This is a genomic window from Candidatus Nitrosocosmicus oleophilus (assembly GCF_000802205.1).
Lineage (GTDB): Archaea > Thermoproteota > Nitrososphaeria > Nitrososphaerales > Nitrososphaeraceae > Nitrosocosmicus > Nitrosocosmicus oleophilus.
In genome coordinates, this window is the sequence record NZ_CP012850.1 from 803,747 (window position 1) to 819,178 (window position 15,432).

Annotated in this window: 14 protein-coding genes; 10 read left to right on the plus strand and 4 right to left on the minus strand. The window is 33.3% G+C overall.

Annotated elements, in window-relative coordinates; genetic code table 11:
- Positions 1-35 precede the first annotated feature (35 nt).
- Together NMY3_RS03870 and NMY3_RS03875 are read left to right on the plus strand one after the other, a co-directional pair.
- Positions 36-1,025: a DNA double-strand break repair nuclease NurA gene (locus tag NMY3_RS03870; protein WP_196817622.1), complete on the plus strand. Its 990-nt coding sequence runs from the start codon at positions 36-38 to the stop codon at positions 1,023-1,025.
- Positions 1,022-2,479, plus strand: a complete 1,458-nt coding sequence (locus tag NMY3_RS03875) for an ATP-binding protein (RefSeq protein WP_196817623.1) — start codon at positions 1,022-1,024, stop codon at positions 2,477-2,479. The genes NMY3_RS03870 and NMY3_RS03875 overlap by 4 nt, the downstream gene beginning before the upstream one ends.
- Here the strand turns inward: NMY3_RS03875 and rtcA are convergent.
- Both rtcA and NMY3_RS03885 read right to left on the minus strand, forming a co-directional pair.
- A complete protein-coding gene (gene rtcA, locus NMY3_RS03880) occupies positions 2,472-3,539 on the minus strand; it encodes an RNA 3'-terminal phosphate cyclase (protein ID WP_196817624.1) in 1,068 nt (355 codons plus the stop codon). The genes NMY3_RS03875 and rtcA overlap by 8 nt on opposite strands.
- A gap of 36 nt (positions 3,540-3,575) precedes the next feature.
- Entirely contained in the window at positions 3,576-4,124 is a 549-nt protein-coding gene (locus NMY3_RS03885; RefSeq protein ID WP_231100224.1) for a nicotinamide-nucleotide adenylyltransferase, read from the minus strand.
- 123 nt (positions 4,125-4,247) lie between these two features.
- Between NMY3_RS03885 and NMY3_RS03890 the strand changes: the two genes are divergently transcribed.
- Positions 4,248-4,607: a hypothetical protein gene (locus NMY3_RS03890; RefSeq protein ID WP_196817625.1), complete on the plus strand. Its 360-nt coding sequence runs from the start codon at positions 4,248-4,250 to the stop codon at positions 4,605-4,607.
- Positions 4,608-4,667: 60 nt separating this feature from the next.
- On the opposite strand, the gene NMY3_RS03895 is transcribed toward NMY3_RS03890, so the two are convergent.
- Both NMY3_RS03895 and NMY3_RS03900 read right to left on the minus strand, forming a co-directional pair.
- Entirely contained in the window at positions 4,668-5,186 is a 519-nt protein-coding gene (locus NMY3_RS03895) for a hypothetical protein (protein WP_196817626.1), read from the minus strand.
- An 87-nt stretch (positions 5,187-5,273) separates the two neighbouring features.
- Positions 5,274-5,537, minus strand: coding sequence for a 4a-hydroxytetrahydrobiopterin dehydratase (locus NMY3_RS03900; RefSeq protein WP_196817627.1), 264 nt, complete (start codon positions 5,535-5,537; stop codon positions 5,274-5,276).
- A 280-nt stretch (positions 5,538-5,817) separates the two neighbouring features.
- Here NMY3_RS03900 and NMY3_RS03905 point away from each other — a divergent pair, with 280 nt between their 5' ends.
- The 7 genes from NMY3_RS03905 (at position 5,818) to pyrB (ending at position 15,331) form a co-directional block, all read left to right on the plus strand.
- The gene (locus NMY3_RS03905) at positions 5,818-6,669 is read left to right on the plus strand and encodes a carbon-nitrogen hydrolase family protein (RefSeq protein WP_196817628.1); all 852 of its coding nucleotides are present in this window, start codon (positions 5,818-5,820) and stop codon (positions 6,667-6,669) included.
- Positions 6,670-6,925: 256 nt separating this feature from the next.
- Complete coding sequence (locus NMY3_RS03910) at positions 6,926-8,086, plus strand: thiolase domain-containing protein (protein WP_196817629.1); 1,161 nt, start codon at positions 6,926-6,928, stop codon at positions 8,084-8,086.
- Between the two features lie 15 nt (positions 8,087-8,101).
- Entirely contained in the window at positions 8,102-8,497 is a 396-nt protein-coding gene (locus tag NMY3_RS03915; protein ID WP_196817630.1) for a Zn-ribbon domain-containing OB-fold protein, read from the plus strand.
- Between the two features lie 60 nt (positions 8,498-8,557).
- Entirely contained in the window at positions 8,558-9,208 is a 651-nt protein-coding gene (locus NMY3_RS03920) for a Snf7 family protein (RefSeq protein WP_196817631.1), read from the plus strand.
- 153 nt (positions 9,209-9,361) lie between these two features.
- Entirely contained in the window at positions 9,362-11,341 is a 1,980-nt protein-coding gene (gene nrdD, locus NMY3_RS03925; protein ID WP_425319423.1) for an anaerobic ribonucleoside-triphosphate reductase, read from the plus strand.
- Between the two features lie 232 nt (positions 11,342-11,573).
- Entirely contained in the window at positions 11,574-14,327 is a 2,754-nt protein-coding gene (locus tag NMY3_RS03930; protein ID WP_196817633.1) for an adenosylcobalamin-dependent ribonucleoside-diphosphate reductase, read from the plus strand.
- Between the two features lie 65 nt (positions 14,328-14,392).
- Positions 14,393-15,331: an aspartate carbamoyltransferase gene (pyrB, locus tag NMY3_RS03935; protein ID WP_196817634.1), complete on the plus strand. Its 939-nt coding sequence runs from the start codon at positions 14,393-14,395 to the stop codon at positions 15,329-15,331.
- Positions 15,332-15,432 lie beyond the last annotated feature (101 nt).

The following is a 15,432-nucleotide window of genomic DNA, read 5'->3' on the forward strand; positions in this document are numbered from 1 at the left end:
TAAATCTTCATGATCTGGAATCAAATATAGAGGATATGAAAAAATCTTTAATTAATAACTTTAGTAATTCCTACTTTTGTAAGGACTATAGAAATTTAATTGAAAATAAGAAGCTGGTTTTTGTGGACGATGACGAGGGCGTACCCATTCAAAATTGGGGAATTCACTCCGAAAAGTACGCTAATTTGAAAATAAATGGAATCGAACTAGTAGAAAAGGAAAAGTTGGTTTTTGGTATCGACTCTAGTTGTATTAAGGTTGCAGAAGTCGAGGATGGTGGATTATATGCTGTGAAAGGATCCATCTGTATATCTTTTAAGGGTAAACCTGCTGCGCATTTAAAAATTGGCCCGTTAATTTTTTATCTTAACGAAGAAGCTCTTCAGAATCTTCGACTTGAGCACAATGTTTCCAAACTAATACTCTTTAATGACGATTATGCAAAAAAATTTTTGAGAGTAAACATAGAAAGGTATATTCAGTTTTGGCTATCAAAATTAGTTTCAAACTCTATAATACTCGTTGATGGGTCATTGAAATCTTCAATATTTGAGAATCATTTTTATGATATTTCAAAAACCATAGAAAATTCTGTTATCAACAAAAATTCATTAATTGGAATAAGTAAAAACTCCAAAATAAAGATACTAAAGTATTTGTCATATCCTTTAATAAGATCTAAGACTTGTTCCTATGTTGACATAAATCTGGTTATTAGAAGCTTGATTTCTAGGATATATGGTGAACATCTTCTAGTAAAGTTGTCTAACAATCAATACTCAAACATACTAAGGGCTGACGTAGTATCATATAATAACGATGTGAGTAGTACTTTAGGAACATTACTATATAACGAATTAATTCATTTTGGCTATCCAAGCACTCTCCAACTTTCACATCATGTCTCTGTTTTTTCAAATACGGACTTGGCAAGTATGAAGAGTTTCATAAAGTCTAATTATTCTGTTAGAGAAATTTCTCATGAGAATGCTAGATCATCTGTTTTAGGGACTGTCTGGAGATGAAAATTCTATCAAAAACAGGCGATGAAATTCTCTTACTTGCGGTAACAAATGATTTTGCAAATAAGGGTGACTATTTTGTTATTGAAGATTTTAACAATAATAAGAAACTACTTGTTCAATTCTATGACGAAGAGTATTTTTCATCATCTTCCATTGTGGAGGAGATAATAAAGGATGAGGTGATTTCTAAATTTAGTACTGAAAATATTTTTGATCCCTTGGAGATCACCAATCTATCTCAAACAATACGGGATGTCAGGATCTTTAAAACTAAAATAAGGGCTTCTATTGATAATGAAAATCAAATATCAACTGATGTGGATTGGGTACCATCAAGAGTAAACTCCAAGATAGTCAAAATTGGGTTAAACGAGATAAAGGCTTTATTAAAGAAAAACATGCAATATCCAATATCATTAGGTAAATGCGGATCTGATAATCAAAACTTTGAAATTTTTGCTGAAGATCTAGATGGTAAGCTAAATATAATCACAGGTAAGAAAGAAACCGGTAAATCTCATCTTTCAAAAATATTGATCAACTCTCTCATGCAATATGGAGCCTATGTAATAGTGTTTGATTTAAATAATGAGTATAGTGGGCTGTCCTGTAATGTTGATGGGATGCCCTCATCTATAAGCGATAAGCTTCTTTTGTTAAATCCTGGAAGAGAATTGAAATTCAACTTAACATATTTTGGAAAACCTTCTATTTCTAATATGTTAAAAAATGCATTAGATATGCCTTCTGCTTCACTAAGAGAGTTTTTTAGGATATGGGATTCGCTAGAAAACAAAAAGATACTTAGTCTATTTGAGCTTGGTAAGGCTTTTGGAACTTGGACTATTAATGAATTGGTGAGGGATGCACTATTATCCCGTTTCCACATGATTAATTCCTCACGATTGTTTTCGTCCAATAATGTTAACGAAAGAGGGTTTCAATTTGAGGATGTAATAAAAACAAAACCAAAGGGGGCTGCTATGATAGTTAATATGAGCAGGATTTCTCCTGTGGTAAGACGAATGATTGTTGAGCTCGTGATGAATAAATTGATTGAATTATTGGAAAAATCCCTAATTCCACCAATTTTCATATTTGCTGAAGAAGCTCAACTGTATATTCGTGATACATATTGGGAAGATCTAATAACCAGAATGAGACATTTTGGAATTTATTCTACATTTATTACAAATCAGCCAGATGCTATAAATGATACTATATATAGACAGGTTGATAATATTTTTTTATTCAATTTTACAAACGATTCTGATCTCGAAAAAATTTCAAAGGTGTCGTTAGTAGACTCCTCAACTATCAAGTCGTTGGTCAAGACACTTTCGCACAGAAATTGTTTAGCAATCGGAAAGGCCGTGTCAAATTTGCCAATGGTGATTAAAATAAAACCCGTTGATATGTTGACTCTTGGAGAAACAAAAAAATTTTTCAAATAACTGGATTACCTTCAATCGATAGTATGAATTCGTTTTCAGAGATTTTCTCAAAATGATATTCTATAGAATTGAGCATTCTAATCACTTCCAAATTTGTTAATAGATGTGTCGTTATTTTTGATATTTTGTACCTGGATTTCCCATTAACAAAGCTCAATGGCAAGACTAGCATATCCGCTAGATGTTGATCAATACATGCTTGAAATTCATAATCATCTATGAATTTCTTTGCAGCTCTATTTCCTATTATTTCTGCTTTGACGCCCTTTTCGCCGATAGAATCAGCCCCCAAATATATACCTGATTCTGAAGTAGTGTATACTAGAATTGAAGATCCCGGACTCTCTGAATTTTCTAAAACAGATTTGTGTTTAGAGTACCTTATGCCTTTTTTCTCCAAAGTTGCTATTGCACTTCCAATCTGTCTCTCTGGAATGTGTTTTGGCAACCTTGCTGCTATGCTTATTATGTTCGGTTCAACTTCTTTGAAATTACAAAACTCTATTGGATGAAGATCAGTGGCTTTTCTTATTTTGATTTCGACAAACCCTTGTCCTCTGGGGTAAAATCCTCTTTTTAGGACATTTATGTCAAATACGATTCCAATTTTAGAAAATGCATCTCTTAATACATATTTTATGTAATCTATGGTTGGACTAAATTTCACATCGGTTCCACCTGACAATCTAATTACCAAGTCTTTTTGAGAAATTGCTATTGTTGGAATTAATGTCTGTAACAGTAGTGGTATACTGCCTGCAGTTCCGATGTCCGCAATAATGGCATCATTTGCAGGTTTATCATATTCATTGAATCTGTTATCTTTAGATGCTTCAAACCTGATCCATTCCGAACCCAAACTTACATTTTCGGTATGTATGTTAAATATCCTTGAAAGTAGCTGAATTGTTAAAACATGCTGATGCTTCAAACCAGGATCCTTTCTATTTGATCTTATATTTGTCACTTTTATTGGCTTCCCGATTATTGTTGAAATCGTTATTGCACTTCTAAGAATCTGTCCACCTCCTTCGCCGATTGAACCATCTACTAACAACATTTACAGCTATTTCCTCAAAATTCTGACCAGTCTGACTTAATTATGATATTCTTTGGTAACATGTGATTTTGTTAAATTGTATAAATTCTTTATCCTGTCTACACCCTCGATTTCATTTATCAGTTTTATCGTCGGAGTGGGTACCAACTCTTCCCAGTTCTTGTCATTTGCAATCCTGTGCCTTACTTCTGTGGCAGACAAGAATTCTCTACTAATTAAGTCTGGATATATAATCTCAACTCCCCTTTCTTTGTATAACATACTAGTAAAGGGATCGTTTGTAAATACAATATTATATCTAGGGACTAATAGATCCATGTTATATGTCCACAGTAAGTGTACTCCTACGTCTGGTACTGGGATAAGAATAATTTTATCACTTTTTTCTTTTATCTCATTGGTTATATTTTCTCTAATTATTTCTATTCTTTCTCCAGCGGTGAAAGGATTTCTTAATTCAAAACTTTTGTCCGAGCTTCCCACAGCAATTATCAACTCATCTACCTTATCGCTGCACCATTTGAGCGAATATAAATGCCCTTTATGAAATGGTTGAAATCTTCCAATGTACAATCCTCTTTTCAATAATTTTTTTATATTCTTTTTGATTAAAAGTATATCTAAACTACCTGTATACTTGTAGACCGATATTGTATTACCTTATCGATTAAAAAGTTATTATAATTTAACTGCTAAAAGATTCTAGTTTTGTCTTATAGTAGTTTTGGACGCGAAGCAGAATATGCTGCGGGATCGTGTCTTACTAACTATGGTTGGGCCGTATTTTTTTCAAAGGGTAGTAGAGGACCAGCTGACATAGTAGCCCGTAGGGACGATATCCTCTTATTGATCCAAGTAAAATCTAGCACAAAAATACCAAAGATTCGTGGAGCTGAAATACAGAACCTTATACAAATGTCTGAAAAAATAAGTAACAGCTATCCATTGCTCTCGTTTGTTCATCCTCATATAGAATGTAATGTCAACAACAATTCAATTATTTTTGGAAACTATTTGATAAATTTCTTTATTTTACCTCAATGGGAAAGCGTTGATTTTCTAAAATAAAAATAAAATGGTTAACACTTTCAACTTTTGATTAACAAGTTAGCATGAACGTGACGGAACTCATTTATTACTAAAGCTTTTCCAAAACTCTTTGACCATTTTTTCATTCATTCTGATAGAAGTTATTGTAAACTCCTTCCAAAATTCAATTAAATTAGAGATATAATTTTGCCATGGATTTTCAAATTGACCTAGATCTGTTTGGACTTTTTCCCCTAGATGCTGAGACCCTGATTCATTTTGAATACCTATTACATTGTTTGAAACCAATTTTGTTATCTCTTTATTACTGATCGCGTTATCGATTCCGAAAATGACTGTTTCTTTGCCCAGAGGCAAATTATATAATTTCATTTTGTCATATTCAAATATTACAGACTCCAAATTTCCCAAGTCCGTAAACCTTTTTCCAGCTTCCAATATAATGGGCGTCTGAGTCATACTTAGTTTAACATCATTCTCATCAATTTTGTTATTTTGGCTGAAACTTATATCTTGATTACCATTTTTTAATATCCCTATAAATTTTATTCTTGAATCACGCTGTAAAATTACATTAGAGTCTTCTCTCACGCTCATTGCTTTATTTTTTTTTACAATTAGGACTATATTTAGATTCTTTTATTGAATGAATTATTGTTGGATAAGATTGGGGAATTTATCAATTCATATCAATTCCTCAATTTTTCCTGCTAATATTATATCATTTTTACTTACACTGTTTATATCATGCGTTGTTAGGTCAATATGAACACTATTATATGATATTGTAATGTCTGGATGATGATTCATCTTTTCAGATATTAACGCAATCCTTGTAACAAAACTGAAAGCTTCAATAAAATCTTTAAATTTAAAGTCCTTTTTCAGTTTATTTTCTACTTTCTCCCATCCTGCTAAATCCTTTATCTCTTTTTCAAAGTCTTCCATGAAACTTTAAGAGTGTAAAAATTATTAAACATTGTTGAGCCATGAACTTTGAACCATGGTATTTCTATATTTAATTCGGAATTAATCAATTAAATAGATCAGTAATAACCTGTATAATTACCTTTGATTCACGGAGTGAGGTACTTAATAATACTATTTGTTGAGACGAAAGTAAGAATAACAAGTAGATAATTCTTCAATTCTTTCAGTCAATTTGTCAACCAATTCTATTCACTGACAACTAATTTAATATTAAACTTCACAACACTCTTGTACGATTATGGTAAGGGTTTCGATTGTCCAAATGAAGTCGTCACCAGACAAAGAGGAAAATCTGGCTTTCTCTTTGAAACAGATTGAGCAATCTGCAAAAAAAGAAGCAAAGATTATTTGCTTCCCCGAATTCCAAATGTCTTTTTCTCCCCCATCACAATCTAGCAAAGAATTGTTTTCAATTTCCGAATCCCTGAATGGTAATTTTGTTAAGCAATTGAAGAAAAGTGCCAAAGAAAACAATATCTTTATTGTTGGTTCCATTTATGAACATACAAATCTAATATCAACCAATATGAAGCAGGAAAAGGAGAATCAAATAAACAAAAATTCTTACCGTGTTTATGATACAGTGGTATTAATAAATGAACGGGGAAAATTAATCTCTTATTATAGGAAGCTACATCTTTATGATGCACTTGGTTTTAAGGAATCCACCAAGTTATTGGCTGGAAGTAAACTATTTTCCCCTATTATTTCTCCTTTGGGTAAACTTGGGACTTTGGTTTGTTATGATTTGCGGTTCCCAGAACTTTCTCGAATCCTTGCTATTAAGGGATCTAATGCATTGATAGCTCCGTCTGGTTGGGTACAGGGAACAATGAAAGAAGATCATTGGTTAATAATGTGCAGAGCTAGAGCAATAGAGAACGGAGTTTATCTGATTGCTCCCAATCAAATTGGCAATATTTTCTGTGGTCGCAGTTTAGTTGTTGATCCTTTTGGCGTTGTCGTCGTCGATATGGGTAATTCAGAAGGATTTGAGATTATAGATTTGGATCTATCTAGGATTGACGTGATTAGAAAAAGCCTTCCCTTGTTAAAGAATAGGCGGAGGGATTTGTACCACATACACTAGATAGTAATTGAATTTGACAGTGTCAGAGACTTTCTGAATTAGGATTTATTGCATCAAGTGTTACTGAACTTGATTTACATAATTTTCTCTTTTTGAGTTGCATGCAATTAAATATGTTACCAAAAAATGTCTCTATGAGGGCGTTTCCGTTTATTACATATATACTGTTCAATTAAAAACAAAAGCAGAATCAATAATATTGAGATTTTATGCACTCACTTTACATTTTTATTATGCTAAAGCCATTCTAAGATATATGGGTGAAAAGGTCTATGTACTTGGTGCTGGCAGTACAAAGTATGGCAAATTACATGAGAGTATTATTGAGATAGCCTTGAATGCTTCAAGAGATGCCATTGAATCAGCTGGTATAACTCCAAGAGACGTGAAAGCTGGATACATTTCGAACGTCTTTGGTGTGGCTGATAAACAGGTTCACATGGCTCCGGTAATTATGAGTAACCTTGGGATCCCTGATGTACCTGGACTTACCATTGAATCTGCATGTGGTTCTGGCTCTGTTATGTTTAGAGAAGCTTTTGCAAATGTATCTGCTGGATTTTATGATTGTGTTTTAGCACTGGGAGTTGAAAAAGTAACTCATACCAGTACTGTTGAAAGCACAACACTCTTTTCCTATTGTTCTGATTTTTTTTATGAGGGGGGTAACGGAGCATCGTTTCCCGGTCTTTTTGGTTCGATGGCTAGAGCCTATCTGGCTACTTATAAAGCGACAGAGGAAGATCTGGCCCGAGTGGCTGTTAAAAATCATGAAAATGGATTTCTTAATCCAAAAGCCCATGTAAGGAAGAAAATTACTATAGATGATGTGTTAAAATCTCCTGTGGTTGCCTCTCCACTAAAGTTATATGATTGCTGCCCTTTCTCTGACGGTGCCTCAGCTGTGATATTATGTAATGAGGAATTCGCAAAAAAAAGCGGAAATCCATATATGGAAGTAGTGGGCTCAGGCAGGGGTGCATCACCTGCTTCAGTCCAATCTAGAAAAGATATAACCACTATTCCAAGTACCGTTGAAGCGGCCCTTCAAGCTTATAAAATGGCAAATCTATCTCCAAAAGATATTGATTTTGTTGAAGTGCACGATTGTTTTACCATAGCCGAATTAATAGATATCGAAGATTTAGGATTCTATCCAAAGGGTTCTGCTGCTCAGGCTGTTAGAGAGGGGCGGACCAGATTAAATAGCGATATTACTGTTAACCCTTCAGGCGGTTTGAAATCTAAAGGCCATCCAATAGGAGCCACCGGTGTTGGTCAAGTTGTAGAAGTATTTGAGCAATTTACAAATAAAGCTGGAGAGCGAACGGTTAAAGATGCTGAGATAGCCATGACTCATAATTTTGGAGCTACCGGGGCTAGCGCAGCAGTACATATATTCAAGAAAATAAAATAGACAGTGATATTGTAATTGACCCAATCAAAGCCAAAGAATCAAAGCTCCCGGGATCGGTTCATCGAATTTGCAAAGAATGGGAACATAATTCTTAATCAATGCAATAAATGCAATAATATTATACTAGAAACTGTATATTATTGCGATAAATGTTTTTCTAGCTCTTTTAAACAAATATCATATATCGGTAAGGGCACAGTTGTAACATATACAATTCAAGCAGTCGCTCCAGAAGGATTCGAAGATGTCAATTCGTATGCTTGGGTTATTTTTAAATTAGATGATTGTAACATAAATGTTTCCGGGTTTCTACCTGGAATATCTTCACCTTCTGATCTACCATTGGGTTCTAAAATCAAAGTGGTTGATTTCCACGAAAAACATGGTTTAATATTGCAAAAATATCAGTAGTCTAATGTCGCATCACCCTAGCTAAATTTAATCCTCCTTTTTGTTTACAGAGTTTAACATTTGTTTTTAACAAATGTACTGATTACTGATGATTTGATGGAAAAAAGTGGCCAGTTCTATTATGATGTTAACAGCGCTATCTCTGTGATAAATACGCAAATCTCGCAACTCAAACTAATGGATAAAAAATTTTCTAATATTGATGCTAACTTTAGCTCCAAAATAACTCAAAATATAAAATCAGGAAATAATGCACGTGCAAATATCATTGCAAATGAGTTATCTGCTATGAGAAGACTTAGAAAGAACACTCACAATGCAACAACGGCTTTAGAAGTGGTTGCAATCCGATTCACTACAATAACCGAATTCTCAACTATTATGGATACAATTAACCCGACAGTAGAAATGCTCCAAGATATTCAGAAAGATCTTTCAAAGGCTGTTCCGTCTGCAACCGATGTTTTGAATGACATTCATACACTAACTGGCGATGTATTAATTAATTCTAATATTAACACCGATGATGGTAAAATAGCATCTGTTATCGACAAAGATGCTTTGGCCATATTAAGTGATGTTCAAAATAGTTTGGAAGACGAGGCAAAAGAAAAACTACCCGAAGTTCCAGTGTCTGTCATTTCAAAGAGACCCAGTATTAATTTAAAGGATGATATACTTAATAGCGGACAGGTATTGTTAGAAAGCTAGTTTTCATCAAACTAGAGCATCTTATCCTTATTCTGATTGATAGTTTTATTTATATACTAATAATAAGACTGCTCTTTGTAGTTGAGGTATACATATTTGCCCCCATCCGAAACTAAACGCGGAGTTTTGGAATCCACATCCAAACGAGTAAGAATGATTTTTTCAGTAATGGCCAGTCCTAATCGAATTGATATCTTACGCATTCTTAATAATAAAGGACCTCTAACCTACTCTGAACTAAAATCACTAGCAGGATTTAAATCAAAGAAAGAATCTGGGAAATTTGCATATCATTTAAGAAAACTATTGAGACAATCCTTAGTAGGTCTAAATAAGGGAGAAAGGCGGTATACCATTACTAATCTGGGTAAATTGGTATTAAACTTGGCTAGACAGATAGAAGAAAAATCTATAGTTGAAAGTGGAAAGATGTATGTTAGAACCAGCCATCAGACCATCGAAGAATTCAATCCACACAAAATAATTCAATCCTTGGTTAGAGAAGCAAATATGTCATTAGAACAAGCTACAAAAATTACTGAAGAAGTGGAAAATAAAATATATAAACTCTCAACCTCTTACCTGACATCTAGGCTAATAAGAGATTGTGTAAACAATGTATTGTTAGAACATGGTTTAGAGGAACAAATGAATAAGTTAATCAGAATCGGAGTTCCCATTTTTGACTTAAATAAAAAATTCCTCCATAATGATAATGCATTAAGAAATGGCATAAGTGACCTGATTACAGATATTTCGGAAAAAGTCTTTTCTGATTATTTTGCAAATAATTTCCAAAAAGATATTATGGATATGCATTATAGTGGTGAGATTCATTTAGATGCACTAGGTCATTGGGGTATTGGCGCTGATACTATTTTTGTTGATATCGAACAAGTAAACAAGAACTTGAAACTTAAAAGCCATTTTCTTTTTTTACCTAGGACTACACATGCTCATAAAATAAATATCACATTACCCATCATGGTTTCACTACTTCAAAGAGAGGTTTCCAGAGAGATTGTCATAGAAAATATCGATAAAATTTTTGATGATTATGCTATTGATAAAATATCTGAATATTTTTCACTTTCACTGATTTCATCTTCTATTTCAATGCGATATGCAGGAACTCCCTTTATAACACTAGTTTTGAGTGGAAATGAAAATAACGAACGTTTGTTTCAAATGCTAAGCGGATATTTGTATTATATAGAGCAAGTATCTCTACCCAATTTTGGACTTTTTATAACTTTTGCAAATTCCTTATCAAATGACTTGTTGTCACTTCTTACAAAGATCATAAAGCTAGGAGGTAGAATATCTCTCTCGCAAAAATCGGTTCGTAGTAGTAGAGGTATTCATAAGATGCATCAAGATATGGGGTTGCCGATCATCGTACTACATTCACTTTCTATAAATCTGCCACGTCTAGCTTATCAGTCAAATAAAGATGAAACCTATTTTAGGACTAAATTAGCCTTGTTAATGAGGCCCTCAGTGAGTACTTTATTACTAAAGAAGGAAATATTATTAGAAAACATTCGACAAGATATATTACCCGCTATATCCCATACCATGGGCTTTCCACAATTGGGTTCTACTTCTATAATCGTTAACTTGATTGGATTAAATGAGTCTATTCATGATATTTTGGGATTTTCTAAAGAGATGGGATTTGATATTGTAAAGAAAGTGGTTAAAACGGCTAACGACGTACTACATGATTTCGGCCAGAATAACACAGACAAATTTGGCGTTTCCATTATAAATGATTCTAGTTCAACAAGATTTGTTAACCTTGATTCTGAGAAATTTGGTAAATTGACTCATGATTTTGGATCATATTCACAAGGACTAGTTATTACCAAAAAAATGCTTGATGATGAAGAATCATTATCTAAAAATCTGATCGAATTGGATAATCTTATGACTGGTGGTTTGCACGTAAAACTATTCACTAGCGATGTTTCTCCTCAGGAAATGGTGGAATTGCTACAAAAATCCATTCATGTTGTTCCATACTTTGATATATTTGAGGAGAATCGTATATGTTCCATATGCGGAGCTCGGGTGGCTAGTAGCGATGTTTGTTCTATATGTGGATCTCGAAATATTTTCACATTTAAATAATATCTATTACCCAGTACCCGTGGAATAATCTATCTATTTTAGAATCCTTCAGTTATTTTTTTGTATATATATTATATATAATTATTTGAAACTGGATACATGATAATACAAGAGTCTATTACGTACGGTATAGTTCCAGCCTGAATGTAAGCTCTTATTTGAAACTCGTTAATTTATAAAATAAGCTATCGAAATTAATATAAACGATCTATAAATAATATATAAATGTTATATGGCTGAAACTGATCTTCATGATTCAAAAAATAAAACCATTGTACATATAAAAAAAAGAAATAGTACAATAGTGGATTTTGAGCAATCAAAAATATCAAATGCAATTTACAAAGCATTGGTTGCAGCTGGTAAACCCGATCATAAATTGGCTGAATTACTTGCATCAAAATTGGTAAATAAAATTATTAAGAATGGATACTTGGAGTCCATTCATAAAGATCATGTTTTGAGCGTCGAAGATGTTCAAGATATGGTTGAATCAATTTTAATTGAAGAAGGTTTGGCTGAGACAGCTAAGGCCTACATCCTATATCGTCATGAAAGAAGAAAATTGAGAGAAATGAAAATGAAGATCTTAAATAAAAAGGATCTTGACGAAGTGGATAAAACATTAGATGTCAATTCTCTGCGTGTTCTTTCTTCAAGATACTTATTGAGGGATAATAGTGGTGAAATTATCGAAGGTCCAAAGCAATTATTTGAACGAGTCGCAATATTGGTTGCTATATCGGACATTATTCATGACTCTCGAGTATATGATTTTCATGATAATCATTCACAGAATTTATCTGAAGCAGAATTATATTATAAAAAATTAGATGATTTCGATAACAAGTTAAAAATTGGAAGTTATTATTTTAATAAATATCATTTTGAAGCATTAATCAGATCATATATCGATGAGGCCAAACTGGGAAGAATGAAGTTAAGCTTTAAAGAACTTTTACGATTGATTGCAGAAGGAAAAATGAGCAATTATGGCAACAAAATAACTGAATATTATAATTTGATGGTTTCTAATGAATTTCTTCCTAATACCCCAACTCTAATGAATGCGGGTGCCCGATTGGGACAACTATCTGCCTGTTTTGTTCTTGATATGCCCGATGATATGTATTCTATTATGAAATCATCCACTGATGCGGCAATGATTTTTAAATCTGGAGGAGGTGTTGGAATAAATTATTCTGACTTAAGACCGGAAGGGGATATAGTTGCATCTACTAGTGGTGTTGCATCTGGACCAACTTCTTTTATGCAAATTATAGATTCAATTACAGACGTAGTTAAACAAGGCGGAAAAAGACGTGGTGCAAACATGGGTATTTTAGAATCTTGGCATCCCGATATTGAAAAATTCATTACAATGAAAACTAAACCAGGGATGTATGAAAATTTTAACGTAAGTGTAGGGATCTGGTCGGATTTTTGGAAATCATTAGTAAATAAAGAAGATCATAAATATTCTCTTAAAAATCCAAGAACCAAGGTTAATGTGAAAAATATCGATTCTCATCAATTAATGGAGCTAATAGCTTTGAGTGCATGGAAAAGTGCTGAACCTGGTGTCATATTTTTTGATAATATAAATAAATACAATCCCTGTATGAATGCCAAAGGGGGACCACTTAGAGCAACTAATCCATGTGGTGAACAGTCCTTGTATCCATGCGAGTCCTGTAATCTCGGCTCTATTAATTTATCCAAATTTGTAAAACGAAAAGCAGATGGAATGTATGAATTTGATTGGCCAAAATATGAACAATCCATTAGAACTGCTACACGATTTTTGGATAATATTATTGACGTCAATAAATATCCTGTAGAGGAAATTGATATCAATACAAAACTAACCAGGCGGATAGGATTAGGGATTATGGGCATAGCAGACTTGTTATTTATGTTACAGATCCCCTATGATTCAAAGGAAGGATATGAATTCATGAGTAAACTGGCTGAAACTTTGTCGTATTTTAGTATGGATGAAAGTGTCGTCATTTCAAAATCTCGGGGTGCTTTCCCGTTATTTGATCAGACTGAGTATAAAAATGGAGATATTCCACTGTCAGGTTATCATGAGATCCCTAAGGATTCACATTATTATGATTGGGACTCTTTAATAGAAAAAATTAAAAACAATGGGATCAGAAATTCATGGACCACTACTATTGCACCTACTGGTACTTTATCAATGATTTCGGATGTATCTAATGGTGTTGAGCCTGTTTTTGCTTTGGTATTTGAAAAACGTGTTACTGTTGGCAGGTTTTTTTATACTAACAAGATTTTTGAGAATGTATTGAAGGAACATGGATTATACACTGATGAAATTTTGATAAAAATTGCAAATAATTACGGATCCGTTCGTGGCATAAATGAAATACCTGAATGGATACAAAAGCTGTTTGTTACGGCCATAGATATTCATTGGACCGATCATATAATGGCTCAAGCTGTGTGGCAAAAATGGATCAGTAACGCGATTGCAAAAACAATCAATATGCCTGGAGATGTTACGGTTGAGGATGTAAAGTGTGCATATCTACTTGCCCATGAATTTGGATTAAAAGGGGTAACTATTTATAGAGATGGTTCTAGGAATGAACAAGTTTTACACATCACTGGTAATGATCGTGAAAAAAGATTCCAAGTTAAACCAAGTATGTATTTGCATGATTATATTCTAGCAAACATACATGAACCTTACGTTCTTGATCAGGTAAATCCAATTTTTAAGGATTATGAGTCAAGTGATCAATATGCAGTAACAACTAATACATTCGATAACCAACTAGAACCTAATAGTTTTGAATCTAACACTGTATCAATTAATGCCAAACCTGACTCATACGCTCTTACTAGAACAGAGAATGATAAAGAAGCATGCCCAGTTTGTAAAAATTACTTAATTATTACGGAAGGTTGTAACATGTGTATTGAATGTGGATTTAGTAGCTGTGGCTCTGGATGATTTTTTATCCTTGCTGTCTACTGAATGATGGCATATTTTAACAAGTATTAATTACATGGTTATTCATGATTAAAAATAGATTTTTCAATCGCAATATAGTGTCCATCCGTGATTTCAATATAGATGATTTTACCTTTCTCTTTGGTATTACTGATAAAATAAGAACTTTGAAATCAAGAGAGCGTGGGGAAATCGCAAAAGGCTTAATTCTCGGATATATTTTTTATGAATATAGTACTAGAACCCGGTTAAGTTTCGAATCTGCTATGTCCTCCATTGGAGGCAGATCTTTGGGAATATCGGATGTGGATTCTTCATCTATCATGAAAGGTGAAAGTTATGCTGATACCATTAAGACCATCTCATTATACTCAGATATTATATTGATACGTCATCCTTCTGATGGTTCTAGTAGATATGCTTGTGAAATATCAGAAAAACCTGTGATAAATGGGGGTAGCGGAAGCGAAGAACATCCTACTCAAGCTATGTTAGACATTTACACCATATTCAAAGAAAAAAAAAGAATCGATGGTTTATCTATTGGAATAATAGGGGATCTAAAGTATGGCCGTACGGTATATTCTCTAATCTATGCCCTGTCTAATTATAAAGTCGAAATTCATCTTGTTTCGCCGTCTATACTACGAGTTCGAAGTGAATCGATATACGATGTCTCCACGAAGGTAAAAATGTATCATCATATTGAATTATCTGATGACTTGTTAGACAAATTAGACGTTATATATGTAACACGTATTCAAAGAGAACGATTTCCGGATCTTCAAGAATATAAAAAAATTCAAGGATTGTATACTATTGATGAAAATATCTTGAAAAAGTCAAAACCTGATGTTTCTATTTTACATCCATTACCTAGAGTTGATGAAATATCTCCATCAATTGATAATACAGTAAATGCTCTTTATTTTAAACAAGCTGCTTACGGAAAAGAGTTAAGGGCAGCCTTATTGTCCGCATTACTGCATGAAGAACCCTTCTGATCTAAAAAAGTTGCCCCTAGCTAAATTAATTTAGGATGATGATACTTTGTGTATTATTTATCGAGTTTAATGACACACAAGTCAAATGTTCCATTTACTGT

Excerpts from the sequence above, each read along its gene's own strand:
- NMY3_RS03895 (WP_196817626.1), bottom strand. The coding sequence starts at position 5,186 with ATGAGCGTGAGAGAAGACTCTAATGTAATTTTACAGCGTGATTCAAGA.
- NMY3_RS03910 (WP_196817629.1), top strand. The coding sequence starts at position 6,926 with ATGGGTGAAAAGGTCTATGTACTTGGTGCTGGCAGTACAAAGTATGGC.
- NMY3_RS03870 (WP_196817622.1), top strand. The coding sequence starts at position 36 with ATGAAAAAATCTTTAATTAATAACTTTAGTAATTCCTACTTTTGTAAG.
- nrdD (WP_425319423.1), top strand. The coding sequence starts at position 9,362 with ATGATTTTTTCAGTAATGGCCAGTCCTAATCGAATTGATATCTTACGC.
- pyrB (WP_196817634.1), top strand. The coding sequence starts at position 14,393 with ATGATTAAAAATAGATTTTTCAATCGCAATATAGTGTCCATCCGTGAT.
- NMY3_RS03905 (WP_196817628.1), top strand. The coding sequence starts at position 5,818 with ATGGTAAGGGTTTCGATTGTCCAAATGAAGTCGTCACCAGACAAAGAG.
- rtcA (WP_196817624.1), bottom strand. The coding sequence starts at position 3,539 with ATGTTGTTAGTAGATGGTTCAATCGGCGAAGGAGGTGGACAGATTCTT.
- NMY3_RS03900 (WP_196817627.1), bottom strand. The coding sequence starts at position 5,537 with ATGGAAGACTTTGAAAAAGAGATAAAGGATTTAGCAGGATGGGAGAAA.
- NMY3_RS03875 (WP_196817623.1), top strand. The coding sequence starts at position 1,022 with ATGAAAATTCTATCAAAAACAGGCGATGAAATTCTCTTACTTGCGGTA.
- NMY3_RS03930 (WP_196817633.1), top strand. The coding sequence starts at position 11,574 with ATGGCTGAAACTGATCTTCATGATTCAAAAAATAAAACCATTGTACAT.